At 69.9% G+C, this 15,325-nt stretch carries 15 protein-coding genes; 14 read left to right on the top strand and 1 reads right to left on the bottom strand.

Annotated elements, in window-relative coordinates; translation table 11 throughout:
* The 8 genes from alaS (at position 1) to ACFYRH_RS38225 (ending at position 10,229) form a co-directional block, all read left to right on the top strand.
* Positions 1-2,670, top strand: coding sequence for an alanine--tRNA ligase (gene alaS, locus ACFYRH_RS38260; RefSeq protein ID WP_387785241.1), 2,670 nt, complete (start codon positions 1-3; stop codon positions 2,668-2,670).
* A gap of 65 nt (positions 2,671-2,735) precedes the next feature.
* Complete coding sequence (gene ruvX / locus ACFYRH_RS38255; protein ID WP_387785239.1) at positions 2,736-3,194, top strand: Holliday junction resolvase RuvX; 459 nt, start codon at positions 2,736-2,738, stop codon at positions 3,192-3,194.
* An 11-nt stretch (positions 3,195-3,205) separates the two neighbouring features.
* On the top strand, positions 3,206-4,396 hold the full coding sequence (gene mltG / locus ACFYRH_RS38250) for an endolytic transglycosylase MltG (RefSeq protein ID WP_387785236.1): 1,191 nt from the start codon (positions 3,206-3,208) through the stop codon (positions 4,394-4,396).
* Positions 4,396-5,220 carry a shikimate dehydrogenase gene (locus tag ACFYRH_RS38245; protein WP_387785235.1) on the top strand — a complete coding sequence of 275 codons (825 nt, stop codon included), beginning with the start codon at positions 4,396-4,398 and terminating at the stop codon, positions 5,218-5,220. The genes mltG and ACFYRH_RS38245 overlap by 1 nt, the downstream gene beginning before the upstream one ends.
* Complete coding sequence (locus tag ACFYRH_RS38240) at positions 5,207-6,775, top strand: FAD-binding protein (protein WP_387785232.1); 1,569 nt, start codon at positions 5,207-5,209, stop codon at positions 6,773-6,775. The genes ACFYRH_RS38245 and ACFYRH_RS38240 overlap by 14 nt, the downstream gene beginning before the upstream one ends.
* A 13-nt stretch (positions 6,776-6,788) precedes the next feature.
* Complete coding sequence (locus ACFYRH_RS38235; protein ID WP_387785230.1) at positions 6,789-7,832, top strand: DUF2330 domain-containing protein; 1,044 nt, start codon at positions 6,789-6,791, stop codon at positions 7,830-7,832.
* A gap of 11 nt (positions 7,833-7,843) precedes the next feature.
* On the top strand, positions 7,844-8,551 hold the full coding sequence (locus ACFYRH_RS38230; RefSeq protein ID WP_387785228.1) for a prepilin peptidase: 708 nt from the start codon (positions 7,844-7,846) through the stop codon (positions 8,549-8,551).
* Between the two features lie 91 nt (positions 8,552-8,642).
* Positions 8,643-10,229 carry an FAD-dependent oxidoreductase gene (locus ACFYRH_RS38225; RefSeq protein ID WP_387785227.1) on the top strand — a complete coding sequence of 529 codons (1,587 nt, stop codon included), beginning with the start codon at positions 8,643-8,645 and terminating at the stop codon, positions 10,227-10,229.
* Here the strand turns inward: ACFYRH_RS38225 and ACFYRH_RS38220 are convergent, their stop codons facing one another.
* Positions 10,230-11,342 (bottom strand): ADP-ribosylglycohydrolase family protein, encoded by a 1,113-nt coding sequence (locus ACFYRH_RS38220; RefSeq protein WP_387785224.1) that lies wholly within the window; start codon positions 11,340-11,342, stop codon positions 10,230-10,232. It lies immediately after the preceding gene.
* Positions 11,343-11,466: 124 nt separating this feature from the next.
* On the opposite strand from ACFYRH_RS38220, the gene ACFYRH_RS38215 reads away from it, so the two are divergent.
* Genes ACFYRH_RS38215 through aroB form a run of 6 tightly spaced genes read left to right on the top strand, consistent with a single transcriptional unit; the run spans position 11,467 to position 15,215 of the window.
* Positions 11,467-11,670 carry a hypothetical protein gene (locus ACFYRH_RS38215; protein ID WP_387785222.1) on the top strand — a complete coding sequence of 68 codons (204 nt, stop codon included), beginning with the start codon at positions 11,467-11,469 and terminating at the stop codon, positions 11,668-11,670.
* 49 nt (positions 11,671-11,719) lie between these two features.
* Positions 11,720-11,983, top strand: a complete 264-nt coding sequence (locus ACFYRH_RS38210) for a type II toxin-antitoxin system Phd/YefM family antitoxin (RefSeq protein ID WP_387785220.1) — start codon at positions 11,720-11,722, stop codon at positions 11,981-11,983.
* On the top strand, positions 11,980-12,390 hold the full coding sequence (locus ACFYRH_RS38205; protein WP_387785218.1) for a type II toxin-antitoxin system VapC family toxin: 411 nt from the start codon (positions 11,980-11,982) through the stop codon (positions 12,388-12,390). The genes ACFYRH_RS38210 and ACFYRH_RS38205 overlap by 4 nt, the downstream gene beginning before the upstream one ends.
* A gap of 43 nt (positions 12,391-12,433) precedes the next feature.
* Positions 12,434-13,633 carry a chorismate synthase gene (aroC, locus tag ACFYRH_RS38200; protein ID WP_387785217.1) on the top strand — a complete coding sequence of 400 codons (1,200 nt, stop codon included), beginning with the start codon at positions 12,434-12,436 and terminating at the stop codon, positions 13,631-13,633.
* On the top strand, positions 13,630-14,130 hold the full coding sequence (locus ACFYRH_RS38195) for a shikimate kinase (protein WP_387785214.1): 501 nt from the start codon (positions 13,630-13,632) through the stop codon (positions 14,128-14,130). Before aroC ends, ACFYRH_RS38195 begins: the two co-directional genes overlap by 4 nt.
* Positions 14,127-15,215, top strand: a complete 1,089-nt coding sequence (aroB, locus tag ACFYRH_RS38190; protein ID WP_387785212.1) for a 3-dehydroquinate synthase — start codon at positions 14,127-14,129, stop codon at positions 15,213-15,215. Before ACFYRH_RS38195 ends, aroB begins: the two co-directional genes overlap by 4 nt.
* The last annotated feature ends 110 nt before the right edge of the window (positions 15,216-15,325 follow it).

Below are 15,325 nucleotides of genomic sequence, written 5' to 3'. Positions count from 1 at the left end.
ATGGAAACCAGTGAGATCAGGCGGCGGTTCCTGCAGTACTTCGAGGACCGGGGCCACACCGTGGTGCCGAGCGCGCCGCTGCCGTCGCCGGACCCGAACCTGCTCTTCAACGTCGCCGGCATGGCCCAGTTCGTGCCGTACTTCGTCGGCCAGCAGACCCCGCCGTACCCGCGGGCGACGAGCGTGCAGAAATGCGTGCGGACGCTCGACATCGACGAGGTCGGCAAGACCACCCGGCACGGCACGTTCTTCCAGATGAACGGCAACTTCTCCTTCGGCGACTATTTCAAGGAGAAGGCCATCGAGTACGCCTGGGAGCTGGTCACCAAGCCCCAGAACGAAGGCGGTTACGGCTTCGACGAGTCCGTCCTGTACGCCTCGGTGTACTACGAGGACGACGAAGCGATCGAGATCTGGAAGCGGGTCGCCGGCCTGCCGGACGACCGGATCGTCCGGCTCGGGATGAAGGACAACTTCTGGTCGATGGGCATCCCGGGCCCGTGTGGCCCGTGCTCGGAGATCCTGATCGACCGCGGCCCGGAGTTCGGCGCCGACCGGGACTGGGAGGCGGGCGACCGCTACCTGGAGTTCTGGAACCTGGTCTTCATGCAGAACATCCGCGGCGAGGGTGGCGGCAAGGACGGCTACCCGATCCTCGGCGAGCTGCCGAAGAAGAACATCGACACCGGTCTCGGCCTGGAGCGGGTGGCCTACCTGCTGCAGGGCGTCGACAACATGTACGAGATCGACGAGATCTACCCGGTGATCGAGCGCGCGTCGGAGCTGAGCGGCCGCAAGTACGGCGCCGAGCACGTCGACGACGTCCGGTTCCGCGTCGTCGCGGACCACGTCCGCAGCGCGCTGATGCTGATCGGTGACGGTGTCACCCCGGGCAACGAGCAGGGCGGGTATGTCCTGCGCCGGCTGCTGCGCCGCGCGATCCGCTCGATGCGGCTGCTCGGCTACGAGGACCCGAGTCTGGTCGAGCTGCTCCCGGTGAGCCTCGAGCAGATGAAGAAGTCGTACCCGGAGCTGGAGTCCGACTTCGGCCGGATCAGCCAGGTCGCGTACGCCGAGGAGGAGGCGTTCCGCCGGACCCTCACGGCCGGGACGAGCATCTTCGACGTCGCGGTCAAGGAGACCAAGGCCGGCGGCGCGCACCAGCTCGAGGGCGCGAAGGCGTTCCAGCTGCACGACACCTACGGTTTCCCGATCGACCTGACCGTCGAGATGGCGGCCGAGCAGGGCCTGAACGTCGACACCGAGGGCTTCCGCGCCCTGATGAAGGAGCAGCGCGAGCGCGCCAAGGCGGACGCCCGTGCCAAGAAGGCCGGGCACGCGGACACCTCGGGGTACCGGGAGCTGCGGGAGAAGGGCGTCACCGAGTTCACCGGCTACCAGGAGCTGTCGACGGACTCGCAGGTCCGCGGTCTGCTCCGCGACGGTGCGGTCGCCCAGTTCGCCGAACAGGGCGAGACCGTCGAGGTCGTGCTGGAGAAGACCCCGTTCTACGCCGAGTCCGGTGGCCAGATCGCCGACGAGGGCCTGATCCTGGGCGACGGCCTGAAGCTGAACGTGCTCGACGTGCAGCGGCCGGTCAAGGGCCTGATCGTGCACAAGGTCGAGATCCTCGAGGGCGTCCTGCGTCCGGGGACCGACGTGCACGCCGCGGTCGACCACGAGTGGCGGGTCTCGGCCTGCCAGGCGCACTCCGGTACGCACGTCGTGCACGCCGCGCTGCGCCAGGTGCTCGGTCCGAACGCGCTGCAGAGCGGTTCGTACAACAAGCCCGGTTATCTGCGCCTCGACTTCGCCTGGTCGTCGGCGCTCGACCCCGCCACCCGGTCCGAGATCGAAGAGGTCGCGAACCTCGCCGTACGGAAAGACCTGCCGGTGTCGGCGCAGTACATGACTCTCCCGGAGGCCCGGGAGTGGGGTGCGCTGGCGCTGTTCGGCGAAACGTACGACGAGCAGGTGCGCGTGGTCGAGATCGGTGGTCCGTGGTCGCGTGAGCTGTGTGGTGGCACGCACGTGAAGCACTCGTCGCAGGTCGGCGCGGTGACCGTCACCGGAGAGTCGTCGGTCGGTGCGGGTGTGCGGCGGATCGAGGCGTTCGTCGGTATGGAGGCGCTGCACTACCTCGGCCGCGAGCGGGCGCTGGTCCGGCTGCTCAGCGAGAACCTGAAGACCCGGCCGGAGGAGCTGCCCGCCAAGGTCGCCGACCTGTCGGAGCGGCTGCGCGCCGCGGAGAAGGAGCTCGAGAAGGTCCGCGCCGCGGCGGTGCTGCAGGCCGCGGGTGAGCTGGCGGCCAACCCGAAGGACGTCTTCGGTGTCCAGTACGTCGGTCACCGCGCTCCCGACGGCGTGAACGGCGGCGACCTGCGCAAGCTCGCGCTGGACGTCCGCGGCCGGATGGGCAACGACAAGCCGGGCGTGGTCGCGGTGCTTAGCGTCAACGACGGCAAGCCCGGCGTGGTGGTCGCGCTCAACGACACCGCCCGCGAGTGGCGGCTGAAGGCCGGCGACCTGGTCCGGATCGCGGCCGAGAAGCTCGGCGGCCGGGGCGGCGGCAAGGACGACGTCGCGCAGGGTGGCGGTACGGATCCGGCCGGTGCCGACGACGCGCTGAGCGCCGTCGAGCACGCGATCGGGCACCAGGTGACGGGTTGACCGACGGCCCGCCTCCGACGAGACAGTGCGAACGATGAGACAGTGCGACCGATGAGACAGTGCAGATGAGAACCGGAGTGCGGATCGCACTGGACATCGGTGACGCCCGGATCGGGGTCGCGAGCAGCGATCCGCACGGGATCCTCGCCACGCCTGTGGAGACTGTCCGCCGTGGGCCCGGAGATCTGGATAGGATCGCCGCACTCGCCGCCGAACTGGAGGCGTTCGAGATCGTGGTCGGACTGCCGCGTTCCCTGTCCGGGGGCGAGGGGCCGGCCGCGGTGAAGATCCGGGAGACGGCGGAGCAGGTGCGGGACAAGGTGCACGTGAACAACTCGGGGACGACGGTGCGGCTGGTGGACGAGCGGTTCACCACCGTCACCGCCGAACGGATGCTGCGGGAACGGGGAAAGAAGGGCTCCAAACGGCGCGCGGTGGTCGACCAGGCCGCGGCGGTCGTGATTCTGCAACATGCGCTCGACCTCGAGCGCGAGACCGGCAACCCACCCGGGAGGCCCCTGTGAACGGACCATCGGTGGACCAAGATGTCGACGAGGGCGAGGAGCAACGCGACGATCTCGGCAGCGGGCTCGGCCTGCGGGCCGAGACGCGGGTGGAGCGCCGCGCCAACCGGCGCCGGGCCCGCGGCCGCCGCGCGTTCGGCTGCTTCGCCGGACTGATCTCGCTGCTCGTCGTCGGGGCGATCGTGGCCGGTGCCGTGGTCGGCTTCGGCAAGGGCAAGGACGCTCTCGCCAACGTGTTCTCCGCCCCCGACTACGAGGGGCAGGGCACCGGCACGGTGATCGTCGAGATCTCCAACGGCCAGGGGTCCAGCTCGATCGCGGACACGCTGGAGAAGAAGGAAGTCGTCAAGAGCGCCCGCGCCTTCGAGCGGGTGGCCCGCGACGATCCGCGGTCGCTGCAGATCCAGGCCGCGACGTACACGCTGCGCAAGCACATGTCCGCCAAGGCCGCGCTCGAGCTGATGCTGAACACCGCGCAGTCGGTCCGGGTGGCCCGGATCAGTATCCCGGCCGGGAAGACCAAGGCCGAGGTCGCGGTGCTCCTGCAGAACTCCAAGCTCAAGCTGCCCGCCGGCGCGGCCGCGGGTGCGTTGGCGAAGCCGGCCTCGCTCGGCCTCCCGTCGTACGCGCACGGCAACGCCGAGGGCTTCTTGTTCCCGGGGACGTACGACGTGCCGAAGGGCGCGACGGCGTACACGATGCTGAAGTTGATGACCGCGAACTACGCCAAGGCCGCGGCGTCGCTGGACCTGGCGAACAGCGCGTCCCGCAAGGGCCTGGATCCGTACCAGGCGGTGATCGTTGCCAGCATCATCGGTGCCGAGACCAACAAGGCGCAGGACTACCCGAAGGTCGCGCGGGTGATCTACAACCGGCTCGCCGCCGGGATGTACCTGGGCATGGACTCGACGGTGCACTACGTGGTCGGCAAGGACGGCGGCGTGTACACGACGCCGGAGCAGCGGAAGAACCCCTCGCCGTACAACACGTACAACCACAAGGGGCTGCCGCCGACGCCGATCAACTCGCCGACCCGCGAGGAGCTCAGCGCCGCGATCAACCCGGCACCGGGACCGTGGAAGTACTTCACGCTGGTGAACCTGGACACCGGCGAGACCGCGTTCGCCACCACGTACGAGGAACACCAGGTCAACGTGAAGAAGTTCCAGACCTGGTGCCAGGCCCACAAGGGGCGCTGCTAGTGACGCGTTGCGCCGTCCTGGGATCACCGATCGCGCACTCGTTGTCGCCGGCGATGCACCGGGCGGCGTACGCCGCACTCGGGCTGGACTGGGCCTACGACGCGTACGAGGTCGAGGAGGACGAGCTGCGCGGGTTCGTCGCGTCGCTCGGTGACGACGTCCGCGGGCTGTCGCTGACGATGCCGTTGAAGCGGGTGGCGCTCGACCTGGTCGACACCGTCGATCCGGTGGCGGAGCTGATCGGCGCGGCGAACACGATGCTGTTCGAGCCGGACGGATCGCGATCCGCGCACAACACCGACGTACCCGGGCTGGTGAACGCGTTCGCCGAGCGGGGCATCACCGCAGCCGAGACGACGGTCGTGATCGGTGGCGGGGCGACCGCGGCGTCGACGCTGGCAGCGCTGCGTGGGCTGCGGGTCAGCGAGGTCACCGTCGTCGTCCGGGACATCGCGAAGGCCGAACGGTTGCGGGATCTGGCCGCGGAGCTGGAGCTGCGGACGTCGGTCGCCGACTTCACGCAGGTCGAGCAGATCGGTGGCTTCGACCTGTGTGTGTCGACGCTGCCCGGCGGCGCGATCGACCCGTGGGCAGAGCATTTCGCCGGCGTCGCGCCGGTGGTGTTCGACGTCGCGTACCACCCGTGGCCGACCAAGCTCGCGATCGCGGCGCACCGGATCGGTACCGAGCTGTTGAACGGACTTGACCTACTCGTGCATCAGGCGACCCTCCAGGTCGAGATGATGACGGGTAGGTCGCCGGCTCCTCTGGCGGCCATGAGAACGGCTGCTCGTGAGGAGTTGGGGGATCGTGAGCCTGCTTGACCGCCGTACGGTACTGAGAGTGGGCGGTGGCGCTGCCGCCGCGGTGACGCTGGCCGGTTGTGGGGACTCGAAGGACGCCGGCGGGTCGGCGAGCCCGTCGCCGACGCCGACGAATGCCACACCGACAGAGCCGACAAAGCCGACGACATCAGCCCCGAGCACCACGACTCCACCGTCGGCGACACCCAGCAGTACCCCCAGTACGTCGGACCCGACGCTGACGTCCACCGCGCCGAACTGGAACAGCCTCGCGCGCTCGCTCGACGGCCGGCTCTACCTGCCGTCCTCGTCCGGGTACGCCGCCGCGCATCAGCTCTTCAACCCGCGCTGGGACAGCGTCCGCCCGACCGCCGTGGTCAAGGCCGCGAACCCCGCCGACGTCCAGAAGGCGATCAACTTCGCCCGCACCAACAAGCTCGTGCTGGTCCCGAAGAGCGGCGGGCACTCGTACGTCGGTGCGTCGACGATCGCCAACGGGATGCAGGTCGATGTCGGCGCGCTGAAGGGCATCAGCTACTCGAACGGCGTCGTCACCGTCGGCGCGGGCGCCCACCTGTACGACGTCCACGCGTTCCTCGACCGCTACGGCCGCTCACTGCCGACCGGGACCTGCCCGACCGTCGGCGTCGCGGGCCTCACGCTCGGCGGCGGGATGGGGATCCACACCCGCACCTTCGGGCTGACGTGTGACCGGGTCGTGTCGATGGGGGTCGTCACCGCGGACGGGAAGGCGCACACGGTCAGCGCGTCCGCCGAGCCGGAGCTGTTCGCGGCGCTGCGGGGCGGTGGCGGTGGCAATCTCGGCGTCGTGACGTCGTTCCAGTTCGCGACGATCCCGGGGACCAAGCTCGGCTTCTTCCGGCTGACCTGGCCGGAGTCGCAGGCGGCGGCCGTCGTCCGCGGCTGGCAGAAGTTCGCGCAGTCCGCGCCGACGACATCCTGGGGCAACCTGCACATCGATGCCAAGAGCAACGGCACGCTGTCGGTCCACGTGCTCGGCATCTCCACCACCGGCAACGCGAACGCGGCGGCCGCGCAGCTGGAGTCGTTCGTCGGCGCGAAGGCGTCGAACCGGTCGATCTCCGTGAAGTCGCACATGGAAGCGGTGAAGTACCTCGGCGGTGGGTCGACGAGTCCGCGTCAGGGGTTCCAGGCCGGTTCCGACGTACTCAAGGGACCGATGGACGCGGCAACGATCACCGCGCTGCTCGGCGCGGTGAAGGCCGCGGCGCGGGCCGGTACGCCGGCGTCGGCGATCCTCGACCCGCTCGGAGGTCAGGCCGCGAAGCAGCCGGCGGGTGGCTCGGTGTGGCCGTGGCGCGGTGCGCTGGCAGTGATCCAGTGGTACTCGTCGTCGCAGGGCAAGAGCGCGCAGACCTTCATCTCCAACGGTCACCGGGCCGTGCGCTCGGCCTCCGCGGGTGGTTACGTGAACTACCTCGAGACCGGTCGGGCGGTGGCCTCGTATTACGGCGGCAGCGTGGCGAAACTGCAGTCCGCGAAGCGCAAGTACGACCCGGGCAACTTCTTCCACACGCCGTACACCTTCGCTTAGCTAGTCTTCGCCCGTGAGACTTTGGCGGGTGGTCGCGGGTGTGCTGGCGTTCGGTTTCGTCGCAGCTGGGGTGACGCCCGCCTGGGCCTGCGCCTGCGGCGGCTTCCTGCCCGACATGCAGTCCCGGGCCCGCTCGTACGGCGAGAACGCGCTCGTTCAGTACTCCGGCGGGACCGAGAAGATCACGCTGTCGATGCACATCAACGGCTCGTCGAAGAAGGCCGCGTGGATCATGCCGGTGCCGTCGGCCGCGAAGGTGGAGCTCGGCGACGACACGGTGTTCAACCGGCTGGACCGGATCACCCGGCCGAAGATCGTGTCGAGGACGACCTACTGGCCCTTCCGCGGTCTCGGGATCATGGGCGGCCGTGGCGACTCCGCGGGCGCCCCGGCCGCCGGCGGGGTGAACGTCCAGCAGCAGATGGTGCTCGGACCGTTCGCGGTCGCCCGGCTGACCGGCTCGAGCGGCACGGCCGTGACCGACTGGCTGCACACCAACGGGTACGTCGTTCCCGCGACGCTGGCGGCGAACCTCACGCCGTACCTGTCGGAGAAGTGGGAGATCGTGGCGGTCAAGCTCGCGCCGAAACGCGACGGTGAGTCGCTGACCGGCTCGACTCCGCCGCTCGCGCTGACGTTCGCGTCGGACCGGATCGTGTACCCGATGCGGCTGAGCAAGGGTGCGACCACGTCCCAGACCGTGACGGTCTACGTCGCGGCCGAGCACCGGGTCGACGCCACCGAGCTCCCGGACGCGAACGTGCGACCCGAGCTGCTGTTCGCCGGCCACGTCGAGGACGACGAGACGCTGGTGAAGCCCGCCGACTTCCTGACCGCGTACACCGTCACCTACAAGGAGCCCAGCCGGATCACCGACGACTTCACGTTCGCGCCCGCCGCCAACGACGACGACTTCCAGCGGGTCGAGGTGATCACCACGAACGACGGGTTCTGGAGCACCGTCGGCGTGACCTTCGCCGGGCTGCTGATCATCGGCGGCGGCGCTGCGGTGATCGCGCGGACACAGGTACGGCGCTCCGCCGGACGCATCGTCTAGGCTCCTGGATCGTGCCGGCCGACAACGCGTTGCTCGCTGCGGGGATCGGGGTCGTCGCCTGCGGACCCGCGGCGGCTGTCCTCGGCCCGTGGCTGATGCGCCGCATCCCGGAGCCCGTGCTGGAGGAGGGCGAGACCAAGGTCCCGTACGCGTCGCTGGCCGGCAAGCACGCGGCGTACTGGTGTGGTGGGCTCGCGGCCGTGGCCGGGGCAGTGCTGGGCTGGATGCTCGGTCTGGACGCCGTCCTACCGGCCTGGCTGCTGCTCGCGGTGGCCGGCGCGGTGCTCGGGTACATCGACGCGCGGACGCGGTTCCTGCCCTCGGTGATCATCTGGCCGGCGTACGCCGTGATCGGTGTCGCGTTGCTCGGCGCGGCGGTGGCGACCGGGGAGTGGACTTCGTTGCGCCGGGCAGCGATCGCCGGCGCGATCGGGTTCGCGGTGTTCTACGTGCTGTGGTTCGCGTTCCCGCGCGGCGTCGGATTCGGCGACGTCCGGCTGTCCGGCCTGCTCGGGCTGGCGCTCGGCTGGCTGGGCTGGGGACAGTTCGTCTCCGGTCTGTACGGCGGGTTCTTCCTCGGTGCCGTGGTCGGGATCGTGCTGATCGCCGCCAAGGTGATGACCCGCAAACAGATGGTCCCGTTCGGCCCGTTCATGCTCGTCGGGGCGCTGGCCGGCGTCCTGCTCGGTGCACCGTTGGAGCGGTTGTACGCCGGATAGGGGAGTCCCGAACTCCACCGGATGGTTGATGTGCGGGCGCTGCCGGTCTTCCTAGGGTCGAGGCATTCGAACTCTCGGGAGGGGAATCTCCATGCCAGTCAGTCGTCGTGGTCTGTTGGCCGGCACCGCCGGCGCCGGCGCCGCACTCGCCGTACCGGGGACGGCGAACGCGGCCGCTCCGCCGTCCGCCGGTTCCAGTGAGCAGATCCGCCCGAACGACGCGCGGTACCAGGACCTCGTCCAGCGCGGGCAGAACCGGCGTTTCGTCGGTACGCCGGAGTACGCGCGGGTGATCCGGTCCACCGAGGACGCCGTCGCGGCCGTGCAGGAAGCGGTCCGCGGCGGCAAACGGATCGCGGTCCGTGGCGGTGGGCACTGCTTCGAGGACTTCGTGGACTCCGACGACATCGAGGTGCTGCTGGACCTGTCGACGTACGACGCCGTGACGTGGGACCCGCGGTACGGGGCCTTCTCGATCGGTGCCGGCGCGATCCTCGAAACCGTCTACAAGGAACTGTTCTACGGCTGGGGCCTGACGCTCCCGGCCGGTGGTTGCCTCGGGGTCGGCGTCGGCGGTCACTTCAGCGGCGGTGGGTACGGGCCGCTGTCCCGCAAGTACGGCTCGGTCGTCGACCACCTGTACGGCGTGGAGGTCGTGGTCGTCGACGCCCGCGGCCGCGCCCGTTCGGTGGTGGCGACCCGCGACAACGCGCACCGCGACCTGTGGTGGGCGCACACCGGCGGCGGTGGCGGGAACTTCGGGGTCGTCACGCGGTACCTGATGCGGTCGAACGGTACGGCGGGCCGCACCCCCGCCGAATCGTTGCCCAAGGCACCGGCGGCGCTGCGGTCCAGTCTGTTGCTGTACGACTGGACGAAGACCACCCAGGCCGATTTCACCCGCACGGTGCGGAACTGGTTCTCGTTCTTCGAGCAGCACAACACGCCGAACACGCCGTACGAGACGCTGTACGCGCCGTTCATCCTGTCGCACAACAGCGCGGGCCAGTTCCTGCTGTCGACGCAGCTCGACGCCGCCGCGCCGAACTCGGCCGACCTGATGAACGCGTTCAACGCCGCGATGGTGGCCGGCGTACAGAACAAGCCGCAGGTGATCGACACCGGCGTCGGGCCGTTCCTGCACACCACGATGCAGCGGTCGATCGCCGAGACGCCGTCGCCGAACCGCGGGAAGTACAAGGCCGGCTACCTACGCAAGGGCTACTCCGACACGCAGATCCTCGCGATGTACCGGGGTCTGACCGACGCGGAGTACAAGGGCCCAGGCTCGTCCCTGCTGCTCGTCCCGTACGGCGGCAAGGTCAACACCGTCCCGTCGAACGCGACCGCCTCCGCGCAGCGCGACGTGGTCTGCAAGATGGTCCTCGCGGCGGAGTGGGACAGTGCCGCTGACGATGCGAAGCACCTCGCCTGGCTGCGCACGGTGTACGGCGACATCTACCGCGACACAGGTGGTGCGCCGGCGCCGAACGCGACCAACGCCGGCTCGTACATCAACTACCCGGACACCGACCTCGCGGACCCGGCGTACAACAAGTCAGGGGTGCCGTGGCACGACCTGTACTACCTGGGGAACTACCCGCGGCTGCAGCAGATCAAGTCGAAGTGGGACCCGCGCAACACGTTCCACCACAAGCTGTCGATCGAACCGCTGTAGTCACCAACCGGGGTAGCGGCTGCGCCAGGCGGTGTGTGGGCCGTAGTCGCCGTGCAGTCGCTTGCCCTGGGTGAACTCGAGCGCGAAGTCGTCGGCCAGTGTGGTGATGACCGAGCGGCCCTCGACGGCGAAGACGAGCTCCGCGGGGAGAGCCGTCTCGCCGTGCAGCGCGCCGAGGATGTTCCCGCAGATCGCGCCGGTGGAGTCGCTGTCGCCCGAATGCGTGACGGCCAGCGCGAGCGCGTCGAGGACCTGATCCGGCTCGGGGTACGCGAGCGCGGCGAAGACGGCGATCGCGAGCGCTTCCTCGGCGACCCAGCCACCGCCGAGCCGTTCGACGGTGACCGGCCCGGCCGGTGCGGTCGCGGCGAGATCCCGGGCGAGTGCGAGCGCCGTACTCGTCTCCCCATGCCCTTCGTGCTGGACCAGCAGGGCGGTGGCTCTGTCGAGCGCCTCGTCCAGCGTGGCGTTCTGGCACAGTTCGTGGATGATCGCGGCGAGGGCGCCGGACGCGAGCCGGCCGCTCGGGTGGCCGTGCGTGTACCCGGCCGCGTCCACGGCCGAGTCGAACAACCAGGCGGCCGGGAACCGGGGGAGCAGCCCGAACGGGGCGACCCGCATCACCCCGCCGCAGCCCTTCGAGTCGTTCACCGCCAACTCACCGAACTGGGGGATCCGCGACTCGCCCTTGCGGGCCTCGGTGAGTGCGGTCAGGCAGGTGTTGCCCGGTGCGCGCCGTGCGTACAACCACTGCTCTCCCTGCAACCAGCCGTCCCGCTCGCCGCTCGGGCCGGGCAGCGTCTGCGTGTCCAGCCATCGGTCGTACGCGTGCTGGACGACCGCCACCGTGAACCCGGTGCCGCGGTCGCTCCGCACGCTCGCGCGGATCAGCCCCTCGACCGTGAACAGCGTCATCTGGGTGTCGTCGGTGATCGTCCCCGGCGGCCACCCCGGCCCACCGTCGACGAACTCCCGCACTCCGTCCGGGTACTTCGCGACGATCGCGCGACCGTCCTGGAACTCCACCGGTCCACCCAGCGCGTCCCCGATCGCCCCACCCAGCAGGCACCCGCGCACGCGCCCGCGCCACGTCTCCTCCGCCTCACGGTTCACCCCAGGACCCTATCGGTGGTGGTGCCAGCGCTACCCCAGGACGGGATCTGAGGCCAGTTCGCGCGGAGCTTCCGGCTTCTAGTGTCGTTGGTACAAGGCAACCAGTTCCCCGGAGGAGTGCACGATGACCACCCGATTCCGTCGTACCGCAGGGCGCCTGGCCATGGCGGCCCTCGCCACCACCGCGCTCACGGGCGCCGCGATCGCCGGCGGTCAGGCGGCCAGTGCCAGCACCAGCTGCGCCGACTCGCCGATCATCAAGACCTTCGACATGGTCCTCTCGGTCCGTCACGGCCTGAACACCCAGGAGAGCCAGACCTGCCGCTGAGTTGGCTGTTCTGTCCAGTCTGTCTAGACTGATCTTCGAGGTGATGGCGATGACGGTTACGGCGGGGCAGTGGCAGTTGCAGGAAGCGAAACAGCATTTCAGCGAGTTGATTCGGGCCGTCCAAACCGACGGGCCGCAGTTCGTGACGAAGCACGGGCAGCAGGTCGCTGTCGTGCTGGACATCGTTGACTACCGACGGATGACGGGAGTGGAGCTGGTGGACTTCAAGAGCTTCCTGGCCTCGGCCCCGGACCTGAGCGGTCTCGAGATCGAGCGCTCGACCGAACCGGTGCGGCAGGTCGACTTCGAATGAGCTTTCTCCTCGACACGAACGTCGTGTCGGAGTTCCGCAAGAAGGCGCCCGATGCCGATGCGTCGAACTGGCTCGACTCCGTCCGGTCGAGCCAGTTGTATCTGAGTGTTCTGGTGGTCGGAGAGCTCAGGCAGGGTGTCGACCGGCTTGCGGCCCGAGACCCGAAACAGGCGGCCGCGATCGAGGACTGGATGCAGCGGCTCGTGCGCGGGTACGCGGACCGCATCGTCCCGGTGTCGTTGGAGGTTGCCCAAACCTGGGGCCGCCTGAATGCGGCAGGTCCGCTCCCACTGGTCGATGGCTTGATGGCTGCCACCGCGCTGGTGCACGACTGGACCTTCGTCACCCGGAACTGCCCCGATGTCGAGCGGACCGGCGTACGAGTCTTCAATCCCTTCGGTAGCTGAGACCGCTGTCCGCGGGACAGGCCGCCCGTGAAAGAATCCTGGCATGCTGCGCTGGCTCACCGCCGGCGAGTCGCACGGACAAGCGCTCGTCGCCGTACTCGAAGGTCTCCCTGCCGGGGTTCAGGTCACCACTGACGACGTGGCCGACGCCCTGGCCCGTCGGCGGCTCGGCTACGGCCGAGGCGCCCGGATGAAGTTCGAGCGGGACGAGGTGACGTTCCTCGGCGGCTTCCGCCACGGGCTCACCCTCGGCAGCCCGGTCGCGATCCAGGTCGGGAACACCGAGTGGCCGAAGTGGGAGCAGGTGATGAGCGCCGACCCGGTCGACGCCGACACGCTCGCCGGCCTGGCCCGGAACGCGCCGCTGACTCGCCCACGCCCCGGTCACGCCGACCTGGCCGGCATGCAGAAGTACGGCTTCGACGAGGCCCGCCCGGTGCTCGAGCGCGCCAGTGCCCGGGAGACCGCGGCCCGGGTCGCGCTCGGCGAGGTCGCGGCCCGCTTCCTCCGCCAGGCGTACGGCGTGACGATCGTCAGCCACGTCGTCGAGCTCGGCACCGTCAAGGCGCCGTACGGCGTGATCCCGGCGTCCTCCGACGTCGCGAAGCTGGACGCGGACCCGGTGCGCTGCCTGGACGCCGACGCGAGCAAGCAGATGGTCGCGGAGATCGACGCCGCGCAGAAGGCCGGCGACACCCTCGGCGGTGTCGTCGAGGTCGTCGTCGACGGGCTCCCGCCGGGCCTCGGCAGCTACGTGCACTGGGACCGGCGTCTGGACTCCAAGCTGGCCGGCGCCCTGATGGGCATCCAGGCGATCAAGGGCGTCGAGCTCGGTGACGGCTTCGAGCTGGCCCGGACACCGGGTTCGCAGGCGCACGACGAGATCGTGGCCGAGGACGGTTCGGTCCGTCGCACCAGCGGTCGCTCGGGCGGCACCGAGGGCGGCATGAGCACCGGCGAGACGCTCCGGGTGCGCGCCGCGATGAAGCCGATCGCGACCGTGCCGCGGGCGCTCCGCACGATCGACACCGCGACCGGCGAGGCCGCGTCCGCGCATCACCAGCGCTCGGACGTCTGCGCCGTACCGGCGGCCGGGATCGTCGCCGAGGCGATGGTCGCGCTGGTACTGGCCGAGGTGTCGCTGGAGAAGTTCGGCGGCGACTCGGTCACCGAGACCGCGCGCAACCACCAGTCCTACCTGGCGAACCTGCCGACGACGATCACGCCGCGGGAGTGGGAGTGAGCCCGGTCGTCGTCCTGGTCGGCCCGCCCGGATCGGGTAAGTCCACCGTCGCTGCGCTGCTGTCCGAGCGGCTCGGGGTACGGCACCGCGACACCGACACCGACATCGAGGCCGAGGCGGGCAAGCCGATCTCGGACATCTTCGTCGACGAGGGCGAGCCGCACTTCCGTAAGCTCGAGCGGTCCGCGATCGTGACCGCGCTGCAGGCCGACGGCGAGGTGCTGTCGCTCGGCGGCGGCGCGATCCTCGACGCCGGCACCCGCGCCGACCTCGCCGGTCAGCACGTGGTCTTCCTGGACGTGAGCCTGGGGGAGGCGGTGAAGCGCGTCGGTCTCGGCGTCGCCCGCCCGCTGCTGCTCGGCAACGTCCGCACCCAGCTGCGGAACCTGATGGAGGCCCGCCGCCCGCTGTACGCCGAGGTCGCCAAACAGACTGTGGTGACCGACGACAAGACGCCGGACCAGATCGCCGACGAGATCCAGGAGCAGCTCGCGTGACCAGGATCCGGGTCGAGGCGGCCGCGCCGTACGACGTTGTCATCGGCAACAACCTGCTCGGGGAGCTGCCGGCGCTGCTCGGCGACGGTGTGCAGCGGGTCGCGGTCGTGCACCCGCGGGCGCTGCGGGAGACCGGTGACGCGATCCGCGACGACCTGACCGCGTCCGGGTTCACCGCGCACGCGATCGAGATCCCGGACGCCGAGGACGCGAAGACCGCCGAGGTGCTGGCGTACTGCTGGTCGGTCCTCGGCCAGGCCGGTTTCACCCGCTCGGACGCGATCGTCAGCGTGGGCGGCGGGACGACGACCGATCTCGCCGGGTTCGTCGCGGCGACCTGGCTGCGCGGGGTGAAGGTCGTGCACATCCCGACCACCCTGCTCGGCATGGTCGACGCGGCGGTCGGTGGCAAGACCGGCATCAACACCGCCGAGGGCAAGAACCTGGTCGGCGCCTTCTGGGAGCCGGCCGGCGTGCTCTGCGACCTGGCCGCGCTGGAGAGCCTGCCGACGAACGACTACGTGAGCGGTCTCGCCGAGGTCGTGAAGTGCGGTTTCATCGCCGACCCGGTGATCCTCGACCTGGTCGAGAAGGATCCGGCCGGCGCCACCAGCCCGTCGTACGGCGCGACCGGGGAACTGATCGCACGGTCCATCCAGGTGAAGGCGGACACCGTCGGCGCGGACCTGCGGGAGCGGACCACGACCGCCGGCGGGCGGATCGGCCGCGAGGCGCTGAACTACGGGCACACGCTCGGCCACGCGATCGAGCGCGTCGAGCGGTACAAGTGGCGGCACGGCGCGGCGATCAGCATCGGGATGGTGTTCGTCGCCGAGCTCGCCCGCGCCGCCGGCCGCCTCGACGACGCGACCGCCGACCGGCACCGCGCGGTCCTGGAGTCGCTCGGTCTGCCGGTCAGCTACCGCGCCGACGCCTGGCCGCACCTGCAGGACGCGATGAAGCTCGACAAGAAGACCCGCGCCGACCGCCTGCGGTTCGTCATCCTCGACGCGCTCGCCAAGCCGACGATCCTGGAAGCGCCCGACCCGAGTCTCCTGGTCGCGGCGTACGGCGAAATTTCCTGACCCACCCCTCGCAATCAGCCCGCAGGCGTGGCTTTGCACAGCTTGTCGAGGCGTAGCACAGGTTATTGCTGGGCAATCGCACCAGTTCCTGTGCACAGACCCGGGAGTTG

The sequence above is a fragment of the Kribbella sp. NPDC004875 genome, assembly GCF_042873375.1.
In the GTDB taxonomy this organism is placed as follows: Bacteria; Actinomycetota; Actinomycetes; order Propionibacteriales; family Kribbellaceae; genus Kribbella.
This window is presented reverse-complemented; position numbering and strand designations above follow the sequence as displayed.